The sequence below is a fragment of the Blastococcus sp. SYSU DS0669 genome (assembly GCF_054050895.1).
On sequence record NZ_JBJHAE010000017.1, the window covers coordinates 24,402 to 45,520 of the forward strand.

At 74.7% G+C, this 21,119-nt stretch carries 21 protein-coding genes; 11 read left to right on the forward strand and 10 right to left on the reverse strand.

Features of this window, described 5'->3' with window-relative positions:
• Positions 1-180 precede the first annotated feature (180 nt).
• Complete coding sequence (locus ACI792_RS15790; protein WP_456603428.1) at positions 181-915, forward strand: hypothetical protein; 735 nt, start codon at positions 181-183, stop codon at positions 913-915.
• On the opposite strand, the gene ACI792_RS15795 is transcribed toward ACI792_RS15790, so the two are convergent.
• Both ACI792_RS15795 and ACI792_RS15800 read right to left on the reverse strand, forming a co-directional pair.
• On the reverse strand, positions 912-2,612 hold the full coding sequence (locus ACI792_RS15795) for a DUF885 domain-containing protein (protein ID WP_456603429.1): 1,701 nt from the start codon (positions 2,610-2,612) through the stop codon (positions 912-914). The two genes, ACI792_RS15790 and ACI792_RS15795, sit on opposite strands and share 4 nt — an antisense overlap.
• Complete coding sequence (locus ACI792_RS15800) at positions 2,609-3,142, reverse strand: FABP family protein (RefSeq protein WP_456603430.1); 534 nt, start codon at positions 3,140-3,142, stop codon at positions 2,609-2,611. Before ACI792_RS15800 ends, ACI792_RS15795 begins: the two co-directional genes overlap by 4 nt.
• Positions 3,143-3,537: 395 nt before the next feature.
• Between ACI792_RS15800 and ACI792_RS15805 the strand changes: the two genes are divergently transcribed.
• Both ACI792_RS15805 and ACI792_RS15810 read left to right on the forward strand, forming a co-directional pair.
• Positions 3,538-4,641 (forward strand): right-handed parallel beta-helix repeat-containing protein, encoded by a 1,104-nt coding sequence (locus ACI792_RS15805; protein WP_456603431.1) that lies wholly within the window; start codon positions 3,538-3,540, stop codon positions 4,639-4,641.
• A gap of 186 nt (positions 4,642-4,827) precedes the next feature.
• Positions 4,828-6,585: a SpoIIE family protein phosphatase gene (locus ACI792_RS15810; protein ID WP_456603432.1), complete on the forward strand. Its 1,758-nt coding sequence runs from the start codon at positions 4,828-4,830 to the stop codon at positions 6,583-6,585.
• Positions 6,586-6,692: 107 nt separating this feature from the next.
• On the opposite strand, the gene ACI792_RS15815 is transcribed toward ACI792_RS15810, so the two are convergent.
• From ACI792_RS15815 to ACI792_RS15835, 5 genes are all read right to left on the reverse strand, one after another.
• Entirely contained in the window at positions 6,693-6,986 is a 294-nt protein-coding gene (locus tag ACI792_RS15815; RefSeq protein WP_456579789.1) for a DUF1416 domain-containing protein, read from the reverse strand.
• 6 nt (positions 6,987-6,992) lie between these two features.
• Positions 6,993-7,820, reverse strand: a complete 828-nt coding sequence (locus ACI792_RS15820) for a sulfurtransferase (RefSeq protein ID WP_456603433.1) — start codon at positions 7,818-7,820, stop codon at positions 6,993-6,995.
• A gap of 236 nt (positions 7,821-8,056) precedes the next feature.
• Entirely contained in the window at positions 8,057-8,395 is a 339-nt protein-coding gene (locus ACI792_RS15825; protein ID WP_456603434.1) for a thioredoxin family protein, read from the reverse strand.
• Between the two features lie 47 nt (positions 8,396-8,442).
• The gene (locus ACI792_RS15830; RefSeq protein ID WP_456603435.1) at positions 8,443-9,126 is read right to left on the reverse strand and encodes an LmeA family phospholipid-binding protein; all 684 of its coding nucleotides are present in this window, start codon (positions 9,124-9,126) and stop codon (positions 8,443-8,445) included.
• A gap of 2 nt (positions 9,127-9,128) precedes the next feature.
• Entirely contained in the window at positions 9,129-9,953 is an 825-nt protein-coding gene (locus ACI792_RS15835) for a hypothetical protein (protein ID WP_456603436.1), read from the reverse strand.
• 239 nt (positions 9,954-10,192) lie between these two features.
• Between ACI792_RS15835 and ACI792_RS15840 the strand changes: the two genes are divergently transcribed.
• The 6 genes from ACI792_RS15840 to pstB all read left to right on the forward strand — a co-directional run bounded on the left by ACI792_RS15840 (position 10,193) and on the right by pstB (position 16,123).
• Positions 10,193-10,948 (forward strand): winged helix-turn-helix transcriptional regulator, encoded by a 756-nt coding sequence (locus ACI792_RS15840; protein WP_456603437.1) that lies wholly within the window; start codon positions 10,193-10,195, stop codon positions 10,946-10,948.
• Positions 10,949-10,958: 10 nt separating this feature from the next.
• Positions 10,959-11,882 carry a mycothiol synthase gene (gene mshD, locus ACI792_RS15845; protein WP_456603478.1) on the forward strand — a complete coding sequence of 308 codons (924 nt, stop codon included), beginning with the start codon at positions 10,959-10,961 and terminating at the stop codon, positions 11,880-11,882.
• Between the two features lie 151 nt (positions 11,883-12,033).
• Positions 12,034-13,155, forward strand: a complete 1,122-nt coding sequence (gene pstS, locus ACI792_RS15850; protein WP_456603438.1) for a phosphate ABC transporter substrate-binding protein PstS — start codon at positions 12,034-12,036, stop codon at positions 13,153-13,155.
• Positions 13,156-13,285: 130 nt separating this feature from the next.
• Positions 13,286-14,236, forward strand: a complete 951-nt coding sequence (pstC, locus tag ACI792_RS15855) for a phosphate ABC transporter permease subunit PstC (RefSeq protein WP_456603439.1) — start codon at positions 13,286-13,288, stop codon at positions 14,234-14,236.
• Positions 14,236-15,318 carry a phosphate ABC transporter permease PstA gene (gene pstA, locus ACI792_RS15860; RefSeq protein ID WP_456603440.1) on the forward strand — a complete coding sequence of 361 codons (1,083 nt, stop codon included), beginning with the start codon at positions 14,236-14,238 and terminating at the stop codon, positions 15,316-15,318. The genes pstC and pstA overlap by 1 nt, the downstream gene beginning before the upstream one ends.
• Positions 15,319-15,343: 25 nt before the next feature.
• Positions 15,344-16,123, forward strand: a complete 780-nt coding sequence (gene pstB / locus ACI792_RS15865; RefSeq protein ID WP_456579798.1) for a phosphate ABC transporter ATP-binding protein PstB — start codon at positions 15,344-15,346, stop codon at positions 16,121-16,123.
• Positions 16,124-16,216: 93 nt separating this feature from the next.
• On the opposite strand, the gene ACI792_RS15870 is transcribed toward pstB, so the two are convergent.
• On the reverse strand, positions 16,217-17,776 hold the full coding sequence (locus ACI792_RS15870) for an LCP family protein (RefSeq protein ID WP_456603441.1): 1,560 nt from the start codon (positions 17,774-17,776) through the stop codon (positions 16,217-16,219).
• Between the two features lie 589 nt (positions 17,777-18,365).
• Between ACI792_RS15870 and ACI792_RS15875 the strand changes: the two genes are divergently transcribed.
• Entirely contained in the window at positions 18,366-19,460 is a 1,095-nt protein-coding gene (locus ACI792_RS15875) for a hypothetical protein (protein ID WP_456603442.1), read from the forward strand.
• A gap of 24 nt (positions 19,461-19,484) precedes the next feature.
• Here ACI792_RS15875 and ACI792_RS15880 read toward each other — a convergent pair whose 3' ends face one another.
• Together ACI792_RS15880 and ACI792_RS15885 are read right to left on the reverse strand one after the other, a co-directional pair.
• Complete coding sequence (locus ACI792_RS15880) at positions 19,485-19,949, reverse strand: DUF2795 domain-containing protein (protein WP_456579801.1); 465 nt, start codon at positions 19,947-19,949, stop codon at positions 19,485-19,487.
• A 59-nt stretch (positions 19,950-20,008) separates the two neighbouring features.
• Positions 20,009-20,218 (reverse strand): DUF2945 domain-containing protein, encoded by a 210-nt coding sequence (locus tag ACI792_RS15885; RefSeq protein ID WP_456579802.1) that lies wholly within the window; start codon positions 20,216-20,218, stop codon positions 20,009-20,011.
• Positions 20,219-20,319: 101 nt separating this feature from the next.
• Between ACI792_RS15885 and ACI792_RS15890 the strand changes: the two genes are divergently transcribed.
• Positions 20,320-21,114 (forward strand): siderophore-interacting protein, encoded by a 795-nt coding sequence (locus tag ACI792_RS15890; protein ID WP_456603443.1) that lies wholly within the window; start codon positions 20,320-20,322, stop codon positions 21,112-21,114.
• Positions 21,115-21,119: the final 5 nt, after the last annotated feature.

Consider the following 21,119-nt stretch of genomic DNA (forward strand, 5'->3'; position numbering starts at 1 on the left):
CGCCCGTTCGGACCGGAATCCGAACGACGGCAGGATCGCCCGTCCGTCGCACGGCGGCGAGCGAGAACCGGACAGTCACCCGACCCCCGGGCCGCCGACATTTGTCCAGTCGGCCCGCGTGCAGCTCCTCCGGGAGCGCCGCGGAGCAGCCCGGGGGTTGTCCGTTCCCAGGAGGCGCTCGTGCAGCTCGGCGGTCTGCCCGTCGAGACCGACGTCTCCACCGGCACCTGGGTCGCCGAGGCCGTCGCCCGCGCCTGCTGGGGCACCGTGGCCGCGCTCGTGCCGCCGCTCTTCCCGGCCTACGCCCGCGTGCTGCACCCCGCCTACCGGTACGAGGGCGACGACGACGTCGAGGTGGCCTGGGCCGACGTCGCCGCGCTCAACGGCACCGTCGCCCACCCGCTGATGCAGTGGCCCGCGGTGACCGGCGGCTGGGAGTACCTGACCGAGGACAGCCAGCCCCCCGACTGGGACGGCGCGCCCGCCGAGGGGCACCTGCCCACCGGCGTCGCCGCGCGCATGGCAGCCGTCCTCGCCCGCCACACCGGCAGGCCCGACGACTGCCTGCTGGGCCGGTGGGCCGGCTTCGGGTTCGACGCCGCCGAGCTGCGCGGGGCGCCCACGCTGCCGCTGCCCCGGCAGCGCGACGCGGTGCTGGTGCGGGGCGCGGCCGCCGACGCGGCGCGCAACCTGGCGCCCGAGCCCTCCGAGCAGAGCGCCAACCTGTGGTGGCCGGCCGACCGCTCCTGGGTGGTCGCCACCGACATCGACCTGATGAGCACCTACGTCGGGGGCAGCGTCGCCTGCGTCGCCGAGCTCCTGGCCGCACCCGCGCTGGAGGCCCTGCCGAGCGCGGCGGAGGACCGGGTCGGTCACGCCGACGACCCGGTCAACCCCCTGCCGCGGCGCGACTAGAGCAGCGCCAGCTCGCCCGCGAGGTCGTCCAGCCCCAGCGACCCCTGCGAGAGGGCGGCCATGTGCCAGGCCTTGAGGTCGAAGCCGGCACCCCGGGCGCGCTGCGCCGCGGCCCGACCGTCCCGCCAGGCCCGCTCGCCGAGCTTGTAGCTGATCGCCTGCCCCGGTAGGCCGAGGTAGCGCACCAGCTCGCTGTCCAGGAAGGCGACGTCCGCACCGGAGTGCTCGCCCAGGAACGCGCGGGCGAGCTCGGGGGTCCACGGCCGGCCGCGGTGCTCGGCCAGCACGCCGTCGGCGTCGTCGGGGACGGGCAGGCCCAGGTGCATGCCGATGTCGATGACCACGCGCACCGAGCGCAGCTGCTGGGCGTCGAGGAACCCGAGCCGCTCGCCGGGGTCGGCGAAGTACCCGAGCTCGTCCATCAGCCGCTCGGCGTAGAGCGCCCACCCCTCGACGTTCGCACCCACCGAGCCCAACGACGTCTGGTAGGTCGACAGCTGCCCGGACACGTGCACCCACTGCGCGAGCTGCAGGTGGTGGCCGGGGACGCCCTCGTGGTACCAGATCGACACGAGGTCCCAGAGCGGGAACCGGGTGCGGCCCAGCGTGGGCAGCCAGGTCCGGCCCGGCCGGGAGAAGTCCTGGGCGGGACGGGTGTAGTACGGCGCGGCGGCGCTCCCCGGCGGGGCGATCATCGCCTCCACCCGCTTCACCGGCTCGGCGAGGTCGAAGTGCGTGCCGTCCAGCGCCGCGATCGCCTCGTCCATCATCTGCTGCAGCCGCTCGCGGATCGCCGCCACGCCCTCGACCGCGGGGCCCTCGAGCGACAGCCGGCGCATCGCCTCCAGCGGCGTCGCGCCCTCGTGCACCCGGTCGGCCTCAACGCGCTGCTCGGCCAGGATCCGCCGGTGCTCGGCCCAGCCCCAGGCGTAGGCCTCCTCCAGCCCGCGGCCGGCACCGAGGTCCGATCCGGTCCAGCGGCGGGCGGCCACGGCGTAGCGGTCCCGCCCGACGGCGTCCGGTGTCCCCTCGGTGCGAGGGGCGTACCCGTCCCGCAGGAAGTCGCGGACCTCGACGACCGCCTCGTCCGCGGCGCGCGCGGCCGACGCGAGCTCGCCCCGCAGCGCCTCGGGGCCGGTGGCGACGAACGAGGCGAAGAACGGGCCGCTGGACCACTCGTCGAGCTGGGCGAGCACGGTGCGCACCTGCCGCGGGGCGACGAGCAGCCCCCGGCGCGCCCCCTCGGCCAGCGTCTCCCGGTAGCCACGGTAGGCCTCCGGCACGCGGGCCAGCCGGCGGGCGAGGACGGACCAGTCCTCCTCCGTCGCTGCCGGCATGAGCATGAACACCTGGCGGATCGAGTGCAGCGGGCTGAACAGGTTGTTGAGCGACCGGAACCCCTCACCGGCCTCGTGGACGGCGAGCTCGGCGCCGAGCCGCTCCCGCAGGAGGCGGGCGCAGCGGCGCTCCACCGGGTCGTCGTCGAGCGCGGGGTCGGCCGCCTGCACCCGGTCGAGCTCGGTCAGCGTGGCGCGGGCGAGGGCCGCCTCGGCCTCGAGGCCGGCCGGGCTCACGTCGGGGAGCCGGTCGTCCCCGGGGCGGGCACCCAGGGAGGTCGCGACGATCGGGTCCAGGTCGCAGACGGCGTCGACGTAGCGGTCGGCGACCTCGCGCGGGGTGGCGGGCGGGGTGGTCACCGGATGCGCTCCAGTCGGGCCGACATCACCGGGCGCGGCGGCTGCTCCCCCACGGCGCGGTCGATGGCGTACATGAGGGCGCCCTCGACGATGCCGTAGAGCCGCACCGCGCGGGTGACCTCCGGGGCGTCCGGCGTCCGGGCCAGCACGTCGCTGGTCAGCTCCCAGCTCGTGGTCGTGCGCGCGGTGCCGACGTAGATCTCCACGAGCCCGTCGGGGCTGGCCACGAGCAGCTCGACCTCGTCGCCGCCGCGGGGCCGCCAGAAGCCGGTCTCCCGGACGTCCGGGCCCACGATCCTCCCGTCGTCGGTGAGCCGCCAGGTGCGGGACTCGTAGGCGAGGAAACCCCGGCCGTCGTGGGCGAAGCGGACCCACTGACCGAACCGGTGGTCGCCGCCGGTCCCGGCCGCCTGGCCCTCGCCGTGCCACTCCCCGAGGAGGGGGAGCACGGAGAGGATCTCCTCCGACACCTCCGGCCCGCTGCGGACGTCGGCGGTGTCGGGCACCGGCAGCTCGGTGGGGGCGGTCACCGCCGGCCCGCCTTCGGGCCGCGGGAGAGCCGGACGGCGCCGTAGCCGAGCGCCACGGCGGACGACGCCGTCAAGGTGACCAGGAGCCAGGCAGAGACCATGGCGACCACCGTAGTGACGACGCCGCGGCCCGGCCTCAGACGGCCGCCGGGGCGCGGCCTGCGGTCGCCGCGACCACCTACGCCCAGGGGAGCGGGTCCGGTGCTGGACACCGAGCGCTGCTCCGGCCGCGCGATGGCGGAACCGGCCCCCGGCCCCGTGCTCTGACGGAACCCCCCGAAATCGGGGGTTCCGCGCCTCCAGGGGCCGGGCGGAGGCTGCCCCCCTCAGGGCGACGCGCGGCGGATAACGACGTCCGCCCACCGGGGGCCGCCGCCCGGAACCGGGGAGCACCCATGCACATCGGTAGAGCACGACTCCTGGCGGTGGCGTCCGCCACCGCCCTGGTCGCTGTCGGCGTAGCCGGACCGGCGGCCGCGGACGGCGGGAAGAAGCCCGGCCACCCGCACGCCGGCTTCAGCATCCAGGCCGCGGTGGACGCCGCGAAACCGGGTGACACGATCCGCATCCCACCCGGCACGTACCACGAGTCCGTCACGATCCAGAAGGACGGCATCACGCTGCTCGGCCACCGCGTGGTCATCGCGCCCGCCGGGGCGGCACCGACCGCCTGCGACACCCTGGAGGGCCCCGAGACCGACCGCGTGTCCGGCATCTGCATCCTCGGCGAGATCGACCTCGAGACCTTCGAGGCCGGCGACCGGGTGAGCGGGGTCAGCGTCCGCGGCGTCACCGTCACCGGCGCGGCCGGCGACGGGCTGATCGCCGTCGCGACCGAGGACCTGAAGGTGAGCGACAGCAGGTTCACCGACAACGGCGGGTACGGCGCCGCCAGCTTCGCCACCGAGGGCACCACCTTCCACGGCAACAAGGCCACCGGGAACGCCGAGGCGGGCTTCTACATCGGCGACAGCCCGCACGCCGACGCCCACGTCCACGGGAACTACTCGGCGGACAACGAGATCGGCTACTTCTACCGGAACGCCAGCGTCGGCAAGATGCAGGGCAACGTCGGCGTCGGCAACTGCGTCGGCACCCTGCTGCTGGCCGGCGCCCCCGGGCCGGTCACCGACTGGGAGCTGCGGAAGAACGAGATGTCCGCGAACAACAAGCTGTGCCCGGGTGAGGGCGGCGAAGAAGGCGCGCCCACCCTCAGCGGTGGTGGCATCGCGCTGGTCGGGGCACAGGACTTCCGGGTCAGGGAGAACCGGGTCTTCGACAACGTCCCGGCCGCGCCGGACAGCGCGCTCCAGGGCGGCATCGTCGTCCTCTCCAGCGGCTCCGTGCCGGGGCTCGCGCCGTTCGACCCCAGCGGTGACGTCGAGCGCAACAAGGCCAAGGGCAACCAGCCGGCCGACATCAACTGGGACGAGACCGGGGACGTCGACTTCGACAAGAACCGGTGCGTGACCTCGATCCCCGAGGGGCTCTGCGGCTGAGCCCGCGCACGACCCCAGGCGCCCGCTCCGGCTCCACGCCGGGGCGGGCGCCGTCGTGCGTGCACCCCGGTGGCCGGGGGTGAGGCCGACGCGACAGGCCGGGTCGCTGGTGGCCCGGGAGGGTCGTACGGCAGGCTGGACCGGCCTTGCGCACGCGGGCACCAGCGGGGAGGAGCGGACATCCAGATGGGCCAGGCCGGCCGCAGCGCGGCGCCGATACCGGGCGAGGAGGCGCTGCCCGGGGCGCCCTCGTGGTTCTCGGTGCTGCAGGACTCCTCGCTGCTGCTCGCCGCGGTCTGCGACACCGGCGGCAGGTTGCTCACCGCCAACCGACTGGCCCTGGAGGACTGCGGCTTCGACCGCCGCGAGCAGCTCGGCCGGCCGCTGTGGGACGTCGGCTGGTGGGCCGGTGACGAGGACGCCCGCGCCCGGGTGACCGCCTGGTGCCTGCAGGTGGCCGCCGGCGGCGAGCCGGTGCGCGCGGCCACGGACTTCTTCCTCGCCGACGGCCGGCGGCGGGTCGCCGACCTGACCCTGCAGCTGGTCAGCGAGGGCACGCAGGAGGAGTACCTGCTCGTCACCGGGCTGGACGTCACCGAGCGGCTGGAGAACGAGCGGCTCACCGCCGAGGCGCGGGCGGCCGGCGCCGAGGCCACCACGCTGCGCCAGGTCGCCACCGCCCGGGCGCAGGACCTGGAGGTCCTGCGGGAGACCGAGGCCAAGCTGACCCGCGCCCTGGCCATCACCGAGCGCGTGCTGGCCAACGTCGCCGACGGCATCTACGGCCTCGACGCCGACGGTCGGGTCGAGTTCCTCAACCCCGCCGCGGCCCGCCTCACCGGCTACCGCCCCGGCGAGCAGCTCGGCCGCGACCAGCACGCCATGATCCACAGCCGGCGCCCCGACGGGAGCCCCTACCCCCGCGAGGAGTGCCCGGTCTGGCAGGCGTTGCGCACCGGCCGCACCGTCGTCGCCGACCACGAGACGCTGTGGCGCAGCGACGGCACGCCGATCCCGGTCGAGATGGTGGTCGTGCCCACCGTGGAGGGCGGGGAGCTCACCGGCGTGGTGGTCTCCTTCCGCGACCTCACCGACCGGCTGGCCGCCCAGCGGCAGGCCGCGGAGCTCGAGGCGCTGGCCGCCCGGGCCGCGGCCGACCGCGCGCTCTCCGACCGGTTGCAGCAGTCCCTGCTCACGCCGCCACCCGAGCCCGACCACCTGCAGATCGCCGTCCGCTACCGGCCCGCGGCGCACGAGGCGCAGGTGGGGGGCGACTGGTACGACGCCTTCCTGCAGCCGGACGGGGCCACGATGCTGGTCATCGGCGACGTCGTCGGCCACGACAGCAGCGCGGCCGCGGCCATGGGACAGCTCCGCGGGTTGCTGCGGGCCCTGGCGTACGCCGCCGAGGGCGGCCCGGCGACGACCCTCACCCGGGTGGAGCACGCCGCCCGCGGGCTGGCGGTCTCCACCCTGGCCACGGCGGTCCTGGCGCGCATCGAGCGGCACCCCGGGGACCCCGTCGCCGGACGGCGGCTGCTGCGGTGGAGCAACGCCGGGCACCTGCCCCCGGTGCTGGTGGCGCCCGACGGCACGAGCGCGCTGCTCACCAGCCGCCCCGAGCTGATGCTCGGGATCGACCCCGACGCGCCGCGCAGCGACCAGACCGCCGAACTGCCCGACGGGCACACCCTCTTGCTGGTCACCGACGGGCTGGTGGAACGGCGCGACATCGACCTCGACGAGGGCCTGGAGCGGCTGCGGGAGGCGCTGCGGGACCTGGGCGGCATGCCGCTGGAGGAGCTGCTGGACGTCGTCCTCGGCCGGCTGGTGCCCGACGCAGGCGCCGACGACGTCGCCATCGTGGCGGTGCGCGCCTTCCCCGAGGACCGGCCGCGGCCGGCCGAGGCCGGTCCTCGCCGGCTGCCCCCGGGCGTCTCCTGAGACGCCGCAGCGCCCGCCCCGGCGTACCGGGACGGGCGCTGCGATGTTCTTCCGGCCCCGTTCAGAGGCTCGCCGCGAGCTCGCGAGCGCTCAGGGGGACGGGGTCCTCAACCGAGGGCGACCGTGGTCTCGTTCAGCCCGACGTCGGCGGAGAGCACGCGCTCCCCCTTGCCGACCGCGGCCAGGGCACGCAGCTTCCACGGCCCCGGCGCGGCGAAGAACCGGAACTCACCCTCCGGGCTGGTGACCACCTCGGCGGTGAACTCGTCGGTGGCGTCCAGCAGCCGGACGTAGGCCCCGGCCACCGGCGCACCGTCGTGCCACACCGAGCCCTGGATGACCGTCTGGGTGCTCAGGTCGATCCCGTCCAGGGTGCCGCCCTGCTTCGGCGCTCCGCACATGTCAGCTCACTTCTCGATCGGGACGCCGACGAGCGAGCCGTACTCCACCCAGCTGCCGTCGTAGTTCTTGACGTCGGTCTTGCCGAGCAGCTCGCGCAGCACGAACCAGGTGTGGCTCGAGCGCTCGCCGATGCGGCAGTAGGCGATGGTCGGCTTGCTCTCGTCGTAGCCCTGCTCGGCGTAGAGCTTGGCGAGCTCCTCGTCGGACTTGAAGGTGCCGTCCTCGTTGGCCGCCTTGCTCCAGGGGATGTTGATCGCCGTGGGCACGTGGCCCGCCCGCTGCGACTGCTCCTGCGGCAGGTGGGCGGGGGCGAGGATCTTGCCGGAGAACTCGTCGGGCGAGCGCACGTCGACGATGTTCTTCGAACCGATGGACGCCACGACCTCGTCGCGGAACGCGCGGATCGACAGGTCCGGCTCGGACGCCTTGTACTGCGTCTCCGGGCGCTGCACGGCGTCCTTGGAGAGCGGGCGACCGTCCAGCTCCCACTTCTTGCGGCCGCCGTCCATCAGCTTGACGTCGGAGTGGCCGTAGATCTTGAAGTACCAGTAGGCGTAGGCGGCGAACCAGTTGTTGTTGCCGCCGTAGAGGACGACCGTGTCCTCGTTGGCGATGCCGCGGCTGGACAGCAGCTCCTCGAAGGCGCCCTTGTCGAGGTAGTCGCGGCGCAGCGGGTCCTGGAGGTCCTTCTTCCAGTCCAGCTTGACGGCGCCCTCGATGTGGCCGCCGTCGTAGGCGGTGGTGTCCTCGTCGACCTCGACGAGGACGAGGCCGGGCTCGCCCAGGTGCTCCTGGACCCAGTCGACGGTGACGAGCACGTCGTTGCGGCTCATGGTGGTGGTCCTCCGGATGATCGGTGTGTGCGGTCGGTCGGTCGGGTGGTGCGGGACGACGCGGATCGCTCGCAGCGCTGAATCAGCGGGAGAGGGGGCATCCCGACGGCGCGGAGGGCGCGTCTGGACGGCGCAGTGCCGCCCTCAGAGGGCGGGACACAGGCAGCTGCCGACGCGGCACAGGTCGACTGTGCGGCGCGAGGTCAGCAGGATGCCCACGGCGCGAGGGTAGCCGATCACGACGACCGGCCCGTCGGCCCACCCACGTGCGCCTCCACCAGGGCGAGGAGCTCCTCCGGCTGCGGCGCACCGCTGCGGCGGCCGAGCAGCCGCCCGTCCCGGTCCAGGTAGAAGAGCGTCGGCGTCCGCCGGACCCCCAGCTCCCGGACGGCGTCCAGGTGGCTCTCCGCGTCGACGTGGACGGTGGCCAGCCCGGGCCGGAGCGCGGCCAGCCGCGCCAGCCGGGCACGGGTGGCGCGGCACGGCCCGCAGAAGGCGGTGGAGAACTGGACGACGGTCAGATCCGCCTCGGCCGGGCGCACACCCAGCCGGTCGAACACCGCTGCCGTCTCCACACGTCCTCCTCGGGTCCCGGAGGGCACAACCCGGCCCGGCCGCAGCGCTATTCCGGGCCGATGACCGCGTCCTCGGCGACCGCGCGCACCGCGACGCCGCCCTCCCGCGGGGTCACGTCCGTGAGCCGCAGCCCGTAGGGGAGCTCGACCGGGTAGCGCAGGTCGAGCAGGTCGGTGGCCCGGTCCACGAGGACGCCGGGCAGGTCGACGCCGACCCCGGACGCCCGGTCCACGTCGATCACGAGCTCGTCCCCGTCGAGCGAGACGGTGCCGGCGGCGGTGAGCGGCACGCTGCGGCCCAGCGCCTCCACCGTGCGGGTGATCCGCAGCCCGTCCCCCTCCCGCTCGAGGACGGTGTCGCCGCCGAGCTCGCGGGCCAGGAGTGCGTAGGAGAGCGTCGCGGTGCCCTCGATGCGCTCGACCGGCACCTCCTCCACGGTGCCCGCCCGCAGCGCGGAGAGGGCCACGTGCACCCCGCGGAGGGTGACATCGGCGCGGGTCCCCTCGGGCTGCCCCAGCACGTCGGCGGTCAGCGAGATGCGGATCTCCTCGTAGCGCCCGCCGACGGCCTGGGTGAGGAAGGGGAAGCCGCCGACCTCCACCTCAGGCGCGCCGGCCAGCGCCCCCTGGCTCGCCAGCTCGTCGGCCACCTGGCCCTCGGCGATGTTCTCGGCGACGCGGTCGAGGACGATCCCCGCGGCGACCACCAGCACGAGCAGGACGGCGAGCACCTTCACAGGACGGTGAGGAGCGCGAGGGCCACCGGCGCGCAGGCGGCGAAGGGCAGCACGACCTGCACCACGGTGGGCGCCCACGGCGACAACGCCTCGGCCTCCCCCTCGCTCGTCGTCTCGACGGCGAGGTAGCTCCCGGCCACCGCCACCAGGGCCACCACCCCGGCGACGACGGCACCGACCGCTGGGGCACGCAGCGCGCCCAGCCCGGCCAGGTCGCGGAGAGCCCACGCCGTCGCCGCGCCCGCCAGGACGGCGAGCACGACGCCGAGCAGCCCGCGGGGGACGCCGGGGGCGAGCTGGGGCCGCGGCAGCACCTGGTCGACGAGGTGGCCGACGACCAGCGCGACCCCGGCGACCAACGCGGCGGTGGCCAGGCCGCCGTCGTCGGCCCGGCCCAGCAGGAGCAGAGCGGCCAGCGCGCCGACGGCGGTCAGCAGGACGGCGGAGCCCGCCAGCGAGTCGACCAGGGCGTCCCGCGGGGTGCGCACCATCTGCTGCAGCACGGCGGCGAGGAAGCCGACGCCGAGCACGGCCAGCAGGCCGCCGGGCACCGGGTCCTCGGGCAGCACCAGCGCGAGGTCCGCGGCCACGGCGGCGGCGGTGCCGACGGCCAGCGACGCCCCGAAGCCCTGCATCCCGGTGGCGAGCACCCAGGAGAGGACCAGCGCCAGCTGGAGCACGAGGACGGCGGCCAGCGTCCCGACGTCGCCGAGCACCACGGGGAGCCCGGCGAGCAGCCCCGCCGCCACGACGGCGAGGCCCGCGGCCGGCACGTGGTGCGGGCGGGCCGGCGTCGTCGACGGGACGGCGGTGGAGCTCACCGACCGATCGTCTCAGAAGCCCGGCGTCCGATCCGCTCGACGAGCCGGGACCCGGGAGCAGCGGCCCGGACGACCACCCCCGGGGCAGCCGCGCGCGTCGCGGGGGCGCACCTCGACCGGCCGTGTCCCGGTGGGAACGACGGTCGGGCCCGCAGGTCCGCTATCCTGCCCTCTCACCTCGACAGCGTTGTCGCAGGTCCGGTCGGCACCCGTCGGCCCCGGACCCCTGAGGAGACGCCATGCGACTCGTGCTCATGACCGCCGCCCGCCAAGCGACCACCGAGGTCCTGCCCGCCCTGGGCCTGCTCGGCCACCAGGTCCGCGTCGTGGCCCCCGAGCTCTCCAGCCTGCTGGACGGTGACTCCGGCGACGTCGTCCTCGTCGATGCCCGGTACGACCTCATCCAGGCGCGCACCCTCTGCGGGCTGCTCTCCTCGACCGGCGTGGCGGCGGCCCTGGTCGCCGTCCTCTCCGAGGGTGGCCTGGTCGCGCTGTCGGCGGACTGGGGCGTCGACGACGTGCTGCTGGACACCGCCGGCCCCGCCGAGGTCGACGCCCGGCTGAAGTGGGCCACCGCCCGGCGCCTGGCCGCCGCGACCCCCGCCGACGGCGGCGACGGCGGGCTCACCCAGGCCGGCGAGCTGGTGATCGACGAGCACAGCTACTCCGCCAAGCTGCGCGGCCGCCCGCTCGACCTCACCTACAAGGAGTTCGAGCTGCTGAAGTACCTGGCCCAGCACCCGGGCCGGGTCTTCTCCCGCGCGCAGCTCCTGCAGGAGATCTGGGGCTACGACTACTTCGGCGGCACCCGCACCGTCGACGTCCACGTGCGCCGGCTGCGGGCCAAGCTCGGCACCGAGCACGAGGCGCTGATCGGCACCGTGCGCAACGTCGGCTACAAGCTCGACCAGCAGGTGGCGGACGCGACCGCCCGCGCGGCCGCCGAGGACCGCGCGGCCACCGCCGACCACCAGGCGGGCGCCGAACTGGTCTGATGGCCGGGTGATGCACGAACCCGACGTCGCCGGCGTCCTGGACCTGCTCCGCGCCGCCGGCGCCGCCGACGGGGTGCGCCCGGTGTCCGAGGAGGCCGAGCTGCGCCTCCGGCACGGCTCCCCCGGCGGTCAGGACCTCACCGTCCGCGACGCGGACGGCGCGCTCGCCGGCTACGCCCGGCTCGACGACGGCACCGCCGAGCTGGTGGTGCACCCGGCGCTGCGCCGCCGCGGCCACGGCACCGCGCTGCTGCGGCGCCTCCTCCACGCCGCCGGCGACCGGCCGCTGAGCATCTGGGCGCACGGGGACCTGCCCGGGTCGGCCGAGCTGCTGACCCCCCACGGGTTCCGACGGGCGCGCGTCCTGCTGCAGCTGCGGCGCGACCTGGCCGGCGTCGACCCCGACCCGCGTCCCGAGCTGCCCGGCGACGTCCGCGTGGTGCCGTTCGTCCCAGGGCGGGACGAGGAGGCGTGGCTGCGGGTCAACGCGCGCGCCTTCGACTGGCACCCGGAGCAGGGGCGGATGACCCGTGCCGACCTCGAGCGCCGGGAGGCCGAGCCGTGGTTCGACCCGGCCGGGTTCCTGATGGCCTGGCGCGGCGAGCCGGGGCCCGGGGGTGAGCTGCTCGGCTTCCACTGGACCAAGGTCCACCCGGCCGGTGCCGCCGGACCCGCCCCGGTCGGGGAGGTCTACGTGCTGGGCGTCGACCCCGCCGCCCAGGGGCTGCGGCTGGGGCGCGCGCTCACCGACCTGGGGCTCGCGCACCTGCGCGGGCAGGGCCTGGGCGAGGTGCTCCTCTACGTGGAGGAGGACAACACGACGGCGGTGCGGCTGTACGAGGGCCGGGGCTTCTCCCGGTACTCCGTGGACGTGGCCTGGGTCCGCCAGGCCCCTCCCGGCGAGGTCGCAACTCCGCATCGTCACCCGGCGTGACGCGCACCACGCATGATCATCTGAGTCCTCGGCGGTCGTTCACCGTCCGTTCACCTCACCTGGGCCATGCCGCCACCTGGGCTCCCTACCGTCCCTCTCGTCGGTCCCACGCTGCTCGGAATCGGTCCGGGCGAACCTGAGAGGCCCTGAGTTGAAGCTCAGCACCAAGACGCGCGCCACCACGCTCTCCGTTGCGCTCGCCAGCACCCTCGCGCTCGCCGCCTGCGGCGCCTCCAACGAGACGGCGAGCAGCAGCAGCGACACCGGCACCGGCTCCAGCTCCGAGCTGAGCGGCACGCTGGTAGGGGCCGGCTCCAGTGCCCAGCAGGCCGCCATGCAGGGGTGGACCGCCGGCTACTCGAGCGTCCAGCCCGACGTCACCGTCAACTACGACCCGGTCGGCTCCGGCGGCGGCCGCGAGCAGTTCCTCGCCGGGGGCACCGACTTCGCCGGCTCGGATGCCTACCTCGACGAGGAGGAGCTCGCCCAGGCCGAGGAGCGCTGCGGCCCCTCCGGGATCTTCGAGCTGGTCAACTACATCGCGCCGATCGCGGTCGTCTACAACCTCGAGGGCGTCGACGAGCTGAACCTCCCCCCGGCCGTGATCGCCGGGATCTTCAACCAGCAGATCACGAACTGGAACGACCCGGCGATCGCCGAGGCGAACCCCGACGCCACGCTGCCGGACCTGCCGATCACGCCGGTCAACCGGTCCGACGAGTCGGGCACCACGGAGAACTTCACCGAGTACCTGGCCGCCGCCGCGGGCGACGCCTGGCCGCACGAGGCCAGCGGTGACTGGCCGGTCGCCGGTGGCGAGGCCGCGCAGGGCACCTCGGGCGTGGTCAGCGCGGTCGAGGCCGGCAACGGCGCCATCGGCTACGCCGACCTGAGCCAGGCCGGCGACCTCGGTGTCGCCAACGTCGGTGTCGGGGAGGAGTTCGTCCCGCCCTCGGCCGAGGCCGCGGCTGCGGTCGTGGAGAACTCCGAGCAGGTGGACGACGCCAACCGGCCGGAGTACAGCTACGCGATCGACCTGGCCCGCGACACCACCGAGTCGGGCAACTACCCGATCGTGCTGGTCAGCTACCACATCGGTTGTGTCGAGTACGAGGACCAGGAGACCGCCGACCTGGTCAAGGACTTCATGACCTACGTCGTGAGCGAGGAGGGCCAGCAGGCCGCGGCCGAGGCCGCCGGGTCCGCACCGATCTCCGACGGGCTGCGCGAGCAGGCGGAGTCGGCGATCCAGGCCATCACGGTCGCCGGGTGACCTGAGCCCTGGTGATCCCGCACCACCTGGCACCGGCCCGGGGCGTCGTCCGACGCCCCGGGCCGTTGCGCCGCCCGGCGACGGGTAGGAAGTCCCCAGCACCAGATCGCCCACACCCCACGGAGCAGCGGTGACAGCCACCCGGACGCCGTCCGACCAGAGCACGACCAAGCCACCGAGCAGGCCCGGCGACCGCATCTTCGCGGGCACCGCCAAGGGCGCGGGCATCCTGATCCTCGTCATCCTCGCCGGCGTCGCGGCCTTCCTGATGGCTGAGGCGCTGCCGGCGTTCACCGCTCCGGCCGAGGAGATCCCCGGCGACGAGGGGCTGCTCGGCTACATCGCCCCGCTGCTCTTCGGCACCCTGCTCTCGGCGATCATCGCGCTGGTGGTCGCCACGCCCCTGGCCGTGGCGATCGCCCTGTTCATCACGCACTACGCACCGCGCCGGATGGCCCAGGGGCTGGGCTACGTCGTCGACCTGCTCGCCGCCATCCCCAGCATCGTCTACGGCTTCTGGGGCATCTTCTGGCTGGCCCCCAAGCTCGTCCCGTTCTACCGCTGGCTCGAGGAGAACCTCGGGTTCATCCCGCTGTTCGCCGGGCCGACGTCCTCCACCGGCCGGACGATGCTCACCGTCGGGCTCGTGCTCGCGATCATGATCCTGCCGATCATCAGCGCCATCTCCCGCGAGGTCTTCCGCCAGGTGCCGACGCTGCACAAGGAGGCCGCGCTGGCCCTGGGCGCCACCCGCTGGGAGATGATCAAGATGGCGGTGATCCCCTACGGCAAGAGCGGCATCATCGGTGGCGCCATGCTCGGCCTGGGGCGCGCGCTCGGCGAGACGATGGCCGTCGCGATCATCCTGTCGGTCTCCGGCGGCATCACCTTCAACCTGATCAGCAGCGCGAACCCGGCCACCATCGCGGCCAACATCGCCCTCGACTTCCCCGAGTCCACCGGTATCGACGTCAACACGCTGATCGCCAGCGGCCTCGCGCTCTTCGTCATCACGCTCGCGGTGAACATGCTGGCGCGCTGGATCGTCAACCGCCGCGCCGACTTCTCCGGAGCCAACTGATGAGCGTCCAGACGCCCACCCCCACGACCGGGTCCTCCGCGCCCACCCGTCCGCAGCAGCGGCAGGACGGCTCGCTGCCGCGCTGGGTCCCGCTGGCCGTCTTCGCCGCCGGGGTGGCGGTCGCCGCCGTGCTGAGCGCCCTGACGGGCTTCACCATCGTGCTGTTCGTGATCTACGCGGTGGTGCTGGGGACGGTCGCGGTCTACGTCGTCTCCCGGGTGACCGAGGGCCGGCGGACCGCCACCGACCGGCTGGTCACCTCGCTGGTGACCGCCGCGTTCGGCATCGCGATGGTGCCGCTCGTCGCCCTGATCTGGGAGGTCGTCAGCCGGGGCATCGAGCGCCTCGACGGCGAGTTCTTCGGAGCGTCGCTGCAGGGCATCATCGGTGAGGGCGGTGGCGCCTACCACGCGCTGATGGGCACGCTCATCATCACGCTGCTCACCACGCTGCTCTCGGTGCCCATCGGCCTGATGACGGCGATCTACCTCACCGAGTACGCGCGGGGGCGCCTGAAGCGCGCCATCACCTTCTTCGTCGACGTCATGACCGGCATCCCGTCGATCGTCGCCGGCCTGTTCGCCTATGCGCTCTTCGTGCTCATCTTCGGCCCCGGCATCCGGCTGGGCATCATGGGCGCGATCGCGCTGTCGGTGCTGATGATCCCGGTGGTCGTCCGCTCGGCCGAGGAGGTGCTCAAGCTGGTCCCGAACGAGCTGCGCGAGGCCTCCTACGCCCTCGGCGTCCCCAAGTGGCGGACCATCACCAAGGTGGTCATCCCGACGGCGATCGCCGGCATCGGCACCGGCGTCACGCTGGCCATCGCCCGCGTCATCGGTGAGACCGCCCCGCTGCTGATCACCGTCGGCATCACCAACGCCACCAACTTCGACCCGTTCGACGGGCGCATGGCGACGCTGCCCGTCTACGCCTACTACCAGCTCACCCAGCCCGGGGTGCCGCCGGAGTTCGCCATCGACCGGGCCTGGACGGCAGCGCTCCTGCTCATCATGCTGGTGATGGGGCTGAACGTCGTCGCCCGCCTGATCAGCCGCTTCTTCGCCCCCAAGACCGGTCGCTGACCGGACCGACCCGGAGGAAACCCCCGTGGCCAAGCGCATCGACGTCTCCGACCTCAACATCTACTACGGCAGCTTCCTGGCGGTCGAAGGGGTCAACGTCTCCATCGAACCCCGCAGCGTCACCGCGCTGATCGGCCCGTCGGGCTGCGGCAAGTCCACGTTCCTGCGGACGCTGAACCGCATGCACGAGGTGATTCCCGGCGCGCGCGTCGAGGGCAAGGTCGTCATGGACGGCCAGGACCTGTACGGCGCCGACACCGACCCGGTGTCGGTGCGCCGGCAGGTCGGCATGGTCTTCCAGCGGCCGAACCCGTTCCCGACGATGTCGATCTACGAGAACGTCGCGGCCGGGCTGCGCCTGAACAGCACGAAGATGAAGAAGGCCGAGCTCGACGACCTGGTGGAGCGCTCCCTCAAGGGGGCGAACCTCTGGAACGAGGTCAAGGACCGCCTCGACCGCCCCGGGTCGGGCCTCTCCGGCGGTCAGCAGCAGCGGCTCTGCATCGCCCGCGCCATCGCCGTCGAGCCCGACGTGCTGCTGATGGACGAGCCCTGCTCGGCCCTGGACCCGATCTCCACGCTCGCGATCGAGGACCTGATGGAGCAGCTCAAGGAGCGCTTCACCATCGTCATCGTCACGCACAACATGCAGCAGGCGGCCCGCGTCAGCGAGCAGACCGGCTTCTTCAACCTCAACGGCGTGGGGCAGCCCGGCCGGCTGATCGAGTTCAACCCCACCGAGAAGATCTTCAGCAACCCCGACCAGAAGGCGACCGAGGACTACATCTCCGGCCGCTTCGGCTGAACAAGGACCCCGTCCTCGCACCTGGCTCCGCTCGGACCGGCCCTGCTGCAGGCCCCCACGAGCCTGCGAGCGATGGGGGGCACCCGGGTCCTCCTAGCAGCGGACTGCGGCCGCCTCCGGTACGGGGGCGGCCGTCGCCGTGTCCGGCGTGGCCTCCTGGACGGGCTCGGGCGCGCCCATCTGCACGGGGACGACGGTGGAGTACCCCGGTCCGACGACCAGCTGCACCGCGTCGCCGAGGGCGTCACTGGGCTGCAGCACGGCGCCGGGGACGGCGGCGGCCACGGTGCGCGCCCGCTCCAGCGCGGCCGCCCCGTACCGGACGACGCTCTCGTTCACGGTGCCCGGCTCGTTGCCCACCGTGCCGACGTCGAAGCCCTGACCGCGGAGGGCGTCGGCGACCGTGGCGGCCAGCCCGGTGGTCGCGGTGCCGTTCAGCACGTCGACGGTGATCTCGCCGGGGGCCGCGGTGAGCGGCTCCGGCCCGGCCGGGGCCTCCTGCTCGAGGGACTGGGGCGCGGCGGCCTCCGGCAGCGCCTCCGGGGCGGCGAGCAGCTCCGCCGGCAGGCGCGCGCCGTCGATGACCTCGTCGAAGAGCGTCCGGGTGGCCGGCGCATCCAGGACGACGTACGCCTGCTCGGTGCCCGCCGGCACGTAGCCCACCTGGGCGACCGGCAGCTCGGCGCGCTGGACGGCGTCACCGGAGAGGTCGCCGAGCGTGCCGGCGAGGACGCGCAGATCGCCCAGCGTCGTCTGCTCGTCCACGGTCAGCGCGTCGGAGGCGCGGGACAGGAAGCGCGTCGACGCGACCGGGTCCAGCATCGTGTCGGCCGACATCGCCGCCCGGAGCGTGGAGGTGAGCAGGCGCTGCGCCCGCTCGGCGACCGCCGCCCCGGTGACGTCGACGCCGCTGTCCCCGGGCTGCAGAAAGCCGGATGCCGCGGCGCCGGAGAGCTCCGAGAGCCCGGCCGGGGGCGGGGTGGCCGCGGCGGCGGTGGCCGTGGAGGGGACCACGCAGACGGGGACCCCGCCCAGGGCGTCGACCATCCCGGGGAGCCGGGTGAGGTCCACCCCCAGGTAGTGGTCGACCCGGAGCCCGGACAGCTGCTGGATCACCCGCACCATGCAGGCGGGCCCGCCGTCGAGCAGCGAGCTCGCGAACGCCTCGGTGACCGGCGTGCGCAGGGTGCCGTCGGGCGTGCGGCACATCGGCGTGTCCACGAGCGCCGTCGGGGGCACGCTGACCAGCGCCGCCCGCTCGCCGTCGGCGGAGACCGAGACGACGAGCGTCGCGACCGAGGCCGCGCCGGTCTGCCCCGGGACGCCCGTGCCGACGACCAGGTAGGTCTCGGCGGCCTCCTGCAGCTCGGGGGCGAGGACCTCCGGGCCGTCGAGGGCCAGCGCGTCGACGCGGTCGATGCGCTGGTCGACGTAGAAGTACAGCGCCAGGTGGTAGAGCACGACGATGCCGACGATCGCGGCGAGCGCCGTCGCCGCCCGCCCCAGCCGGCGGCGGCCCGGGCTGCGCGGCGAGCGGCCGGCGGCGGGCCGGCGATGGGTGGCGCTCGCCGGGGGTGGTGGCGCGGCCAGTCCCGGTAGCGGGGGGATCGGGCCGCTGCGCCGAGAGGGCCGCTGGTCCGGCGCCCACGCCACCGGGGCCCCGACCGGACCGGAGCGGGCGGGCGGTGGATGCGCCCCGGGGACCGGCGGCAGCCCGGACTGGGCACCGGGCACGGGCGGCAGCCCCGGCTGGGCACCGGGCACGGGACCGGGGCGCGCGCCGCCGGGCACCGGCGGGAGCCCGGACCGGACGGCGGGGGCGTCAGGATCACGCTCGGCCGGACCCGGGGCACCACCCTTCCGGGGCTCGGCCGCGGCGCCGCGGCGAGAGGCAGACGTGGCGCCCCGGCGGGCCGCCCGCCGGCCGCCGACGTCGTTCCCCTGCCGGGCGAGCAGCTGCTCCACGGTCACCGGCTCCGCGGCGCCGCCTCCCGAGGTTCGTCCGCGGCGGTTGCGACCGGGGACGTCGCGGTCGCCCACGTCGCCCCTCGTCGGCTGATCCCCCACAGGTGTCGACACCTTCTCGTCGTCCGCATGTCCGTGCCCGTCGTCCCACGATACGGGCGTCCGGGCGTTCGCCACGCCGACGCGCGGGCACTCCCGGGACCGGCGGCGCCCCCCGATCGGAGGACTGCGCCCGACCGAATGGTGGGCAAGCGGCGTGGTGCGTAGCGTCCCCACGGTGCGTCTGCCCTCCGTGCCCGGCCCCTCCGACGTCGTCGCCCTGGTAGGAGGCATGCGGGACGGCGTCGGTGACGCCCTCGCGCTCGTGCCCCGCGCCGCGGCGGCCCTCGGTCAGCTGGAGGAGCTGCTCGCTCGTGTGTCCGGCGCCGTCGACCGGGCCGAGATTCTGCTGGACCGCGCGGAAGGCGCGATCACCCGGCTGGACACCACGCGCGCCGTCGCCGACGAGGCGATCGCCGGTATCGGCGAGACCCGGGCGAAGGCCGACGAGGCGATCGCCGGTATCGGCGAGACCCGGGCGAAGGCCGACGAGGCCATCGCGGGCATCGGCGAGACCCGCGCACGGGCCGACGAGGCCATCGCGGGCATCGGCGAGACCCGCGCGAAGGCGGACGCCGCGATCGACGCCATGAACCACACCCGCGGCAGGGCCGACGACGCCGTCGACGCCATGGGCGAGACCCGCGGCAGGGCCGACGCCGCGATCGAGGCCATGGGCGAGACCCGCGGCAGGGCCGACGCCGCGATCGAGGCCATGGGCGAGACCCGCGGCAGGGCCGACGCCGCGATCGAGGCCATGGGCGAGACCCGCGCGAAGGCGGACGCCGCGATCGAGGCCATGGGCCAGACCCGCGGCAAGGCCGACGCCGCGATCGAGGCCATGGGCCAGACCCGCGGCAAGGCCGACGACGCCATCGACCGGGTGCGCGGGACGACCGAGCGGGCAGACGGCATCGTCGGCCGCGGAGAGGGCATGGTCGGCCGGGTGGAGCCGCTACTAGCCGACTACGAGCCGGCGCTCACCGCCCTCGCCCCGGCGATCCGCCGGTTCGCGGCCGAGTTCGACACGACGGAGGTCGACGCGCTCATCACGCTGATCGACCGGCTGCCGCAGGTGCTCGGCCACCTCGACGAGCAGGTGCTCCCGGCGCTCGAGGGTCTGGAGAACGTGGGGACCGACGTCCACGACCTCGTGGACACCGTCCAGGACATGCGTCAGATCGTGAAGGGCTTCCCCGGTTCCAAGCTGTTCCGCCGTCGAGGCGCCGAGGAGATCGCCGACGACGAGGCCAGGGAGAGCGCCGACGCCTGAGCCGGCGCCCTCCCCGCCGGGAGGTCAGGAGTCCTGCGCGCTCTCCGAGGCACCAGGCCCCGGGCCGGTCTCGGTCGGGTAGCCGAGAGCGCGGACCACGTCGCCGATGCGCTCGTAGGTCTCACCCTCCGGCAGCCGCTCGAGCTCGGCGACGACTGCATCGGGGGCCCGGTGGTCCCGGGCGGCCTCGACGAGGTCGGGGCCGGTGCTCGGGAAGTCCGCACGGTCCAGCCAGCGCGCCAGTTCGGCGCGGGCGACGACGGCGTCCTCGGTCATCCCCACGGGGACGCCGCCGGTCAGGGTGCCGGCCGGGTCGGAGTCGATGTCGGGATCACCCTCGGCCACCGGCTCGACCTCGCGCCACTCGTGCGCCCGGGTGGCCCGCTCGGCCTTGAGCATGCCCTGGACCTCGTGCTCGAGCTCCTCGTCGAGCCGCGGGTTGTGCTTGGTGCTGCGAGAGCCGGAGAACTCGCCTGCGGACTCGGTCACGTGTGCCTCCTGTTGATCGGGCCCGGCAGCGCCGGGCCGTGGGTCCGTCCGCGAGGGACTCAGGCCTCGTCGAGGGCGCCGGGCTTGTGCACCGCGGTGCGCCCGCTCTTGTCGCTGCGGACCTCGTACTGCGGGTCGTCCTCGCTGGCGCGCACGGTGCGGCCGGAGGCCTCGGTGTCCGAGGTGATCTTCTTCTCGACGGTGCCCTCGGTCGTCGACCCGTGGCTCTTCCAGGCGACGTGGTCGCCCTTCTGGAACTCGTCGGCCATCGCTTCTCCGTTCGTCGGACGGTGCTGCCCCTGCCGGTGCCCGCAGCACCGCGCGGACACACATCGGGACCGGACCGGCTGTCCACCTAGGCTCGGACGGCGTGACCACCGCTGACGACGCCGCCTTCGTGGACGGCCTGCGCCCGGTCGACGTCCTCACCGTCGTCGCGGTCACGGACGTGACCCCCTCCGTCCGCCGCGTGACCCTCTCGGGGACGCCGGACGCCGTGGCAGCCGCCGGGCCGACGGTGAACCTGCTGGTGCCCCGGGTGGACGACCCCGCCCCCCGGTGGCCGGGCATCCAGCGCGACGGCCGGATCGTGTGGCCGCAGGGGAGCCACGGGGTGGCGCTGCGGAGCTACACGGCCCGGCGGCAGGATCCGGCCGCGGGCGAGGTGGACATCGACTTCGTGCTGCACGGCGACGGGCCGGCGGCCTCGTGGGCGGCCGCGGCGCGCCCCGGCGCCCTGCTCGGCGTCGCCGGCGCCGCCTCGCTCGCCGAGCGCCCGGCCCCGTGGCTGCTGCTGGTCGCGGACGAGACCGCGGTCCCGGCCGTCAGCCGCATCCTCGCCGCCGCGCCGCCGGGTACCGAGGGCATCGCCTACCTGGAGGTGGCCGGGCCCGAGGAGGAGCAGGTGCTGCCCACCCCGCCTGGTGTGGAGGTGCGCTGGCTGCACCGGGGGCCGACGCCGCCCGGGGAGAGCTCCCTGCTGGTCGACGCCGTGGCCGCCCTGGAACGCCCGGCGGACGACGACGTCTTCGCCTGGGTGGGCGCCGAGTCGGCCGCCGTGCGCGCCATCCGGGCCGACCTGCGCGGGCGGTGGGGGCTGGGGCGGGCGCAGCACCACGCCATCGGCTACTGGCGGCGCGGCCGGGCGATGGCTCCCGCGGGCTGAACCGT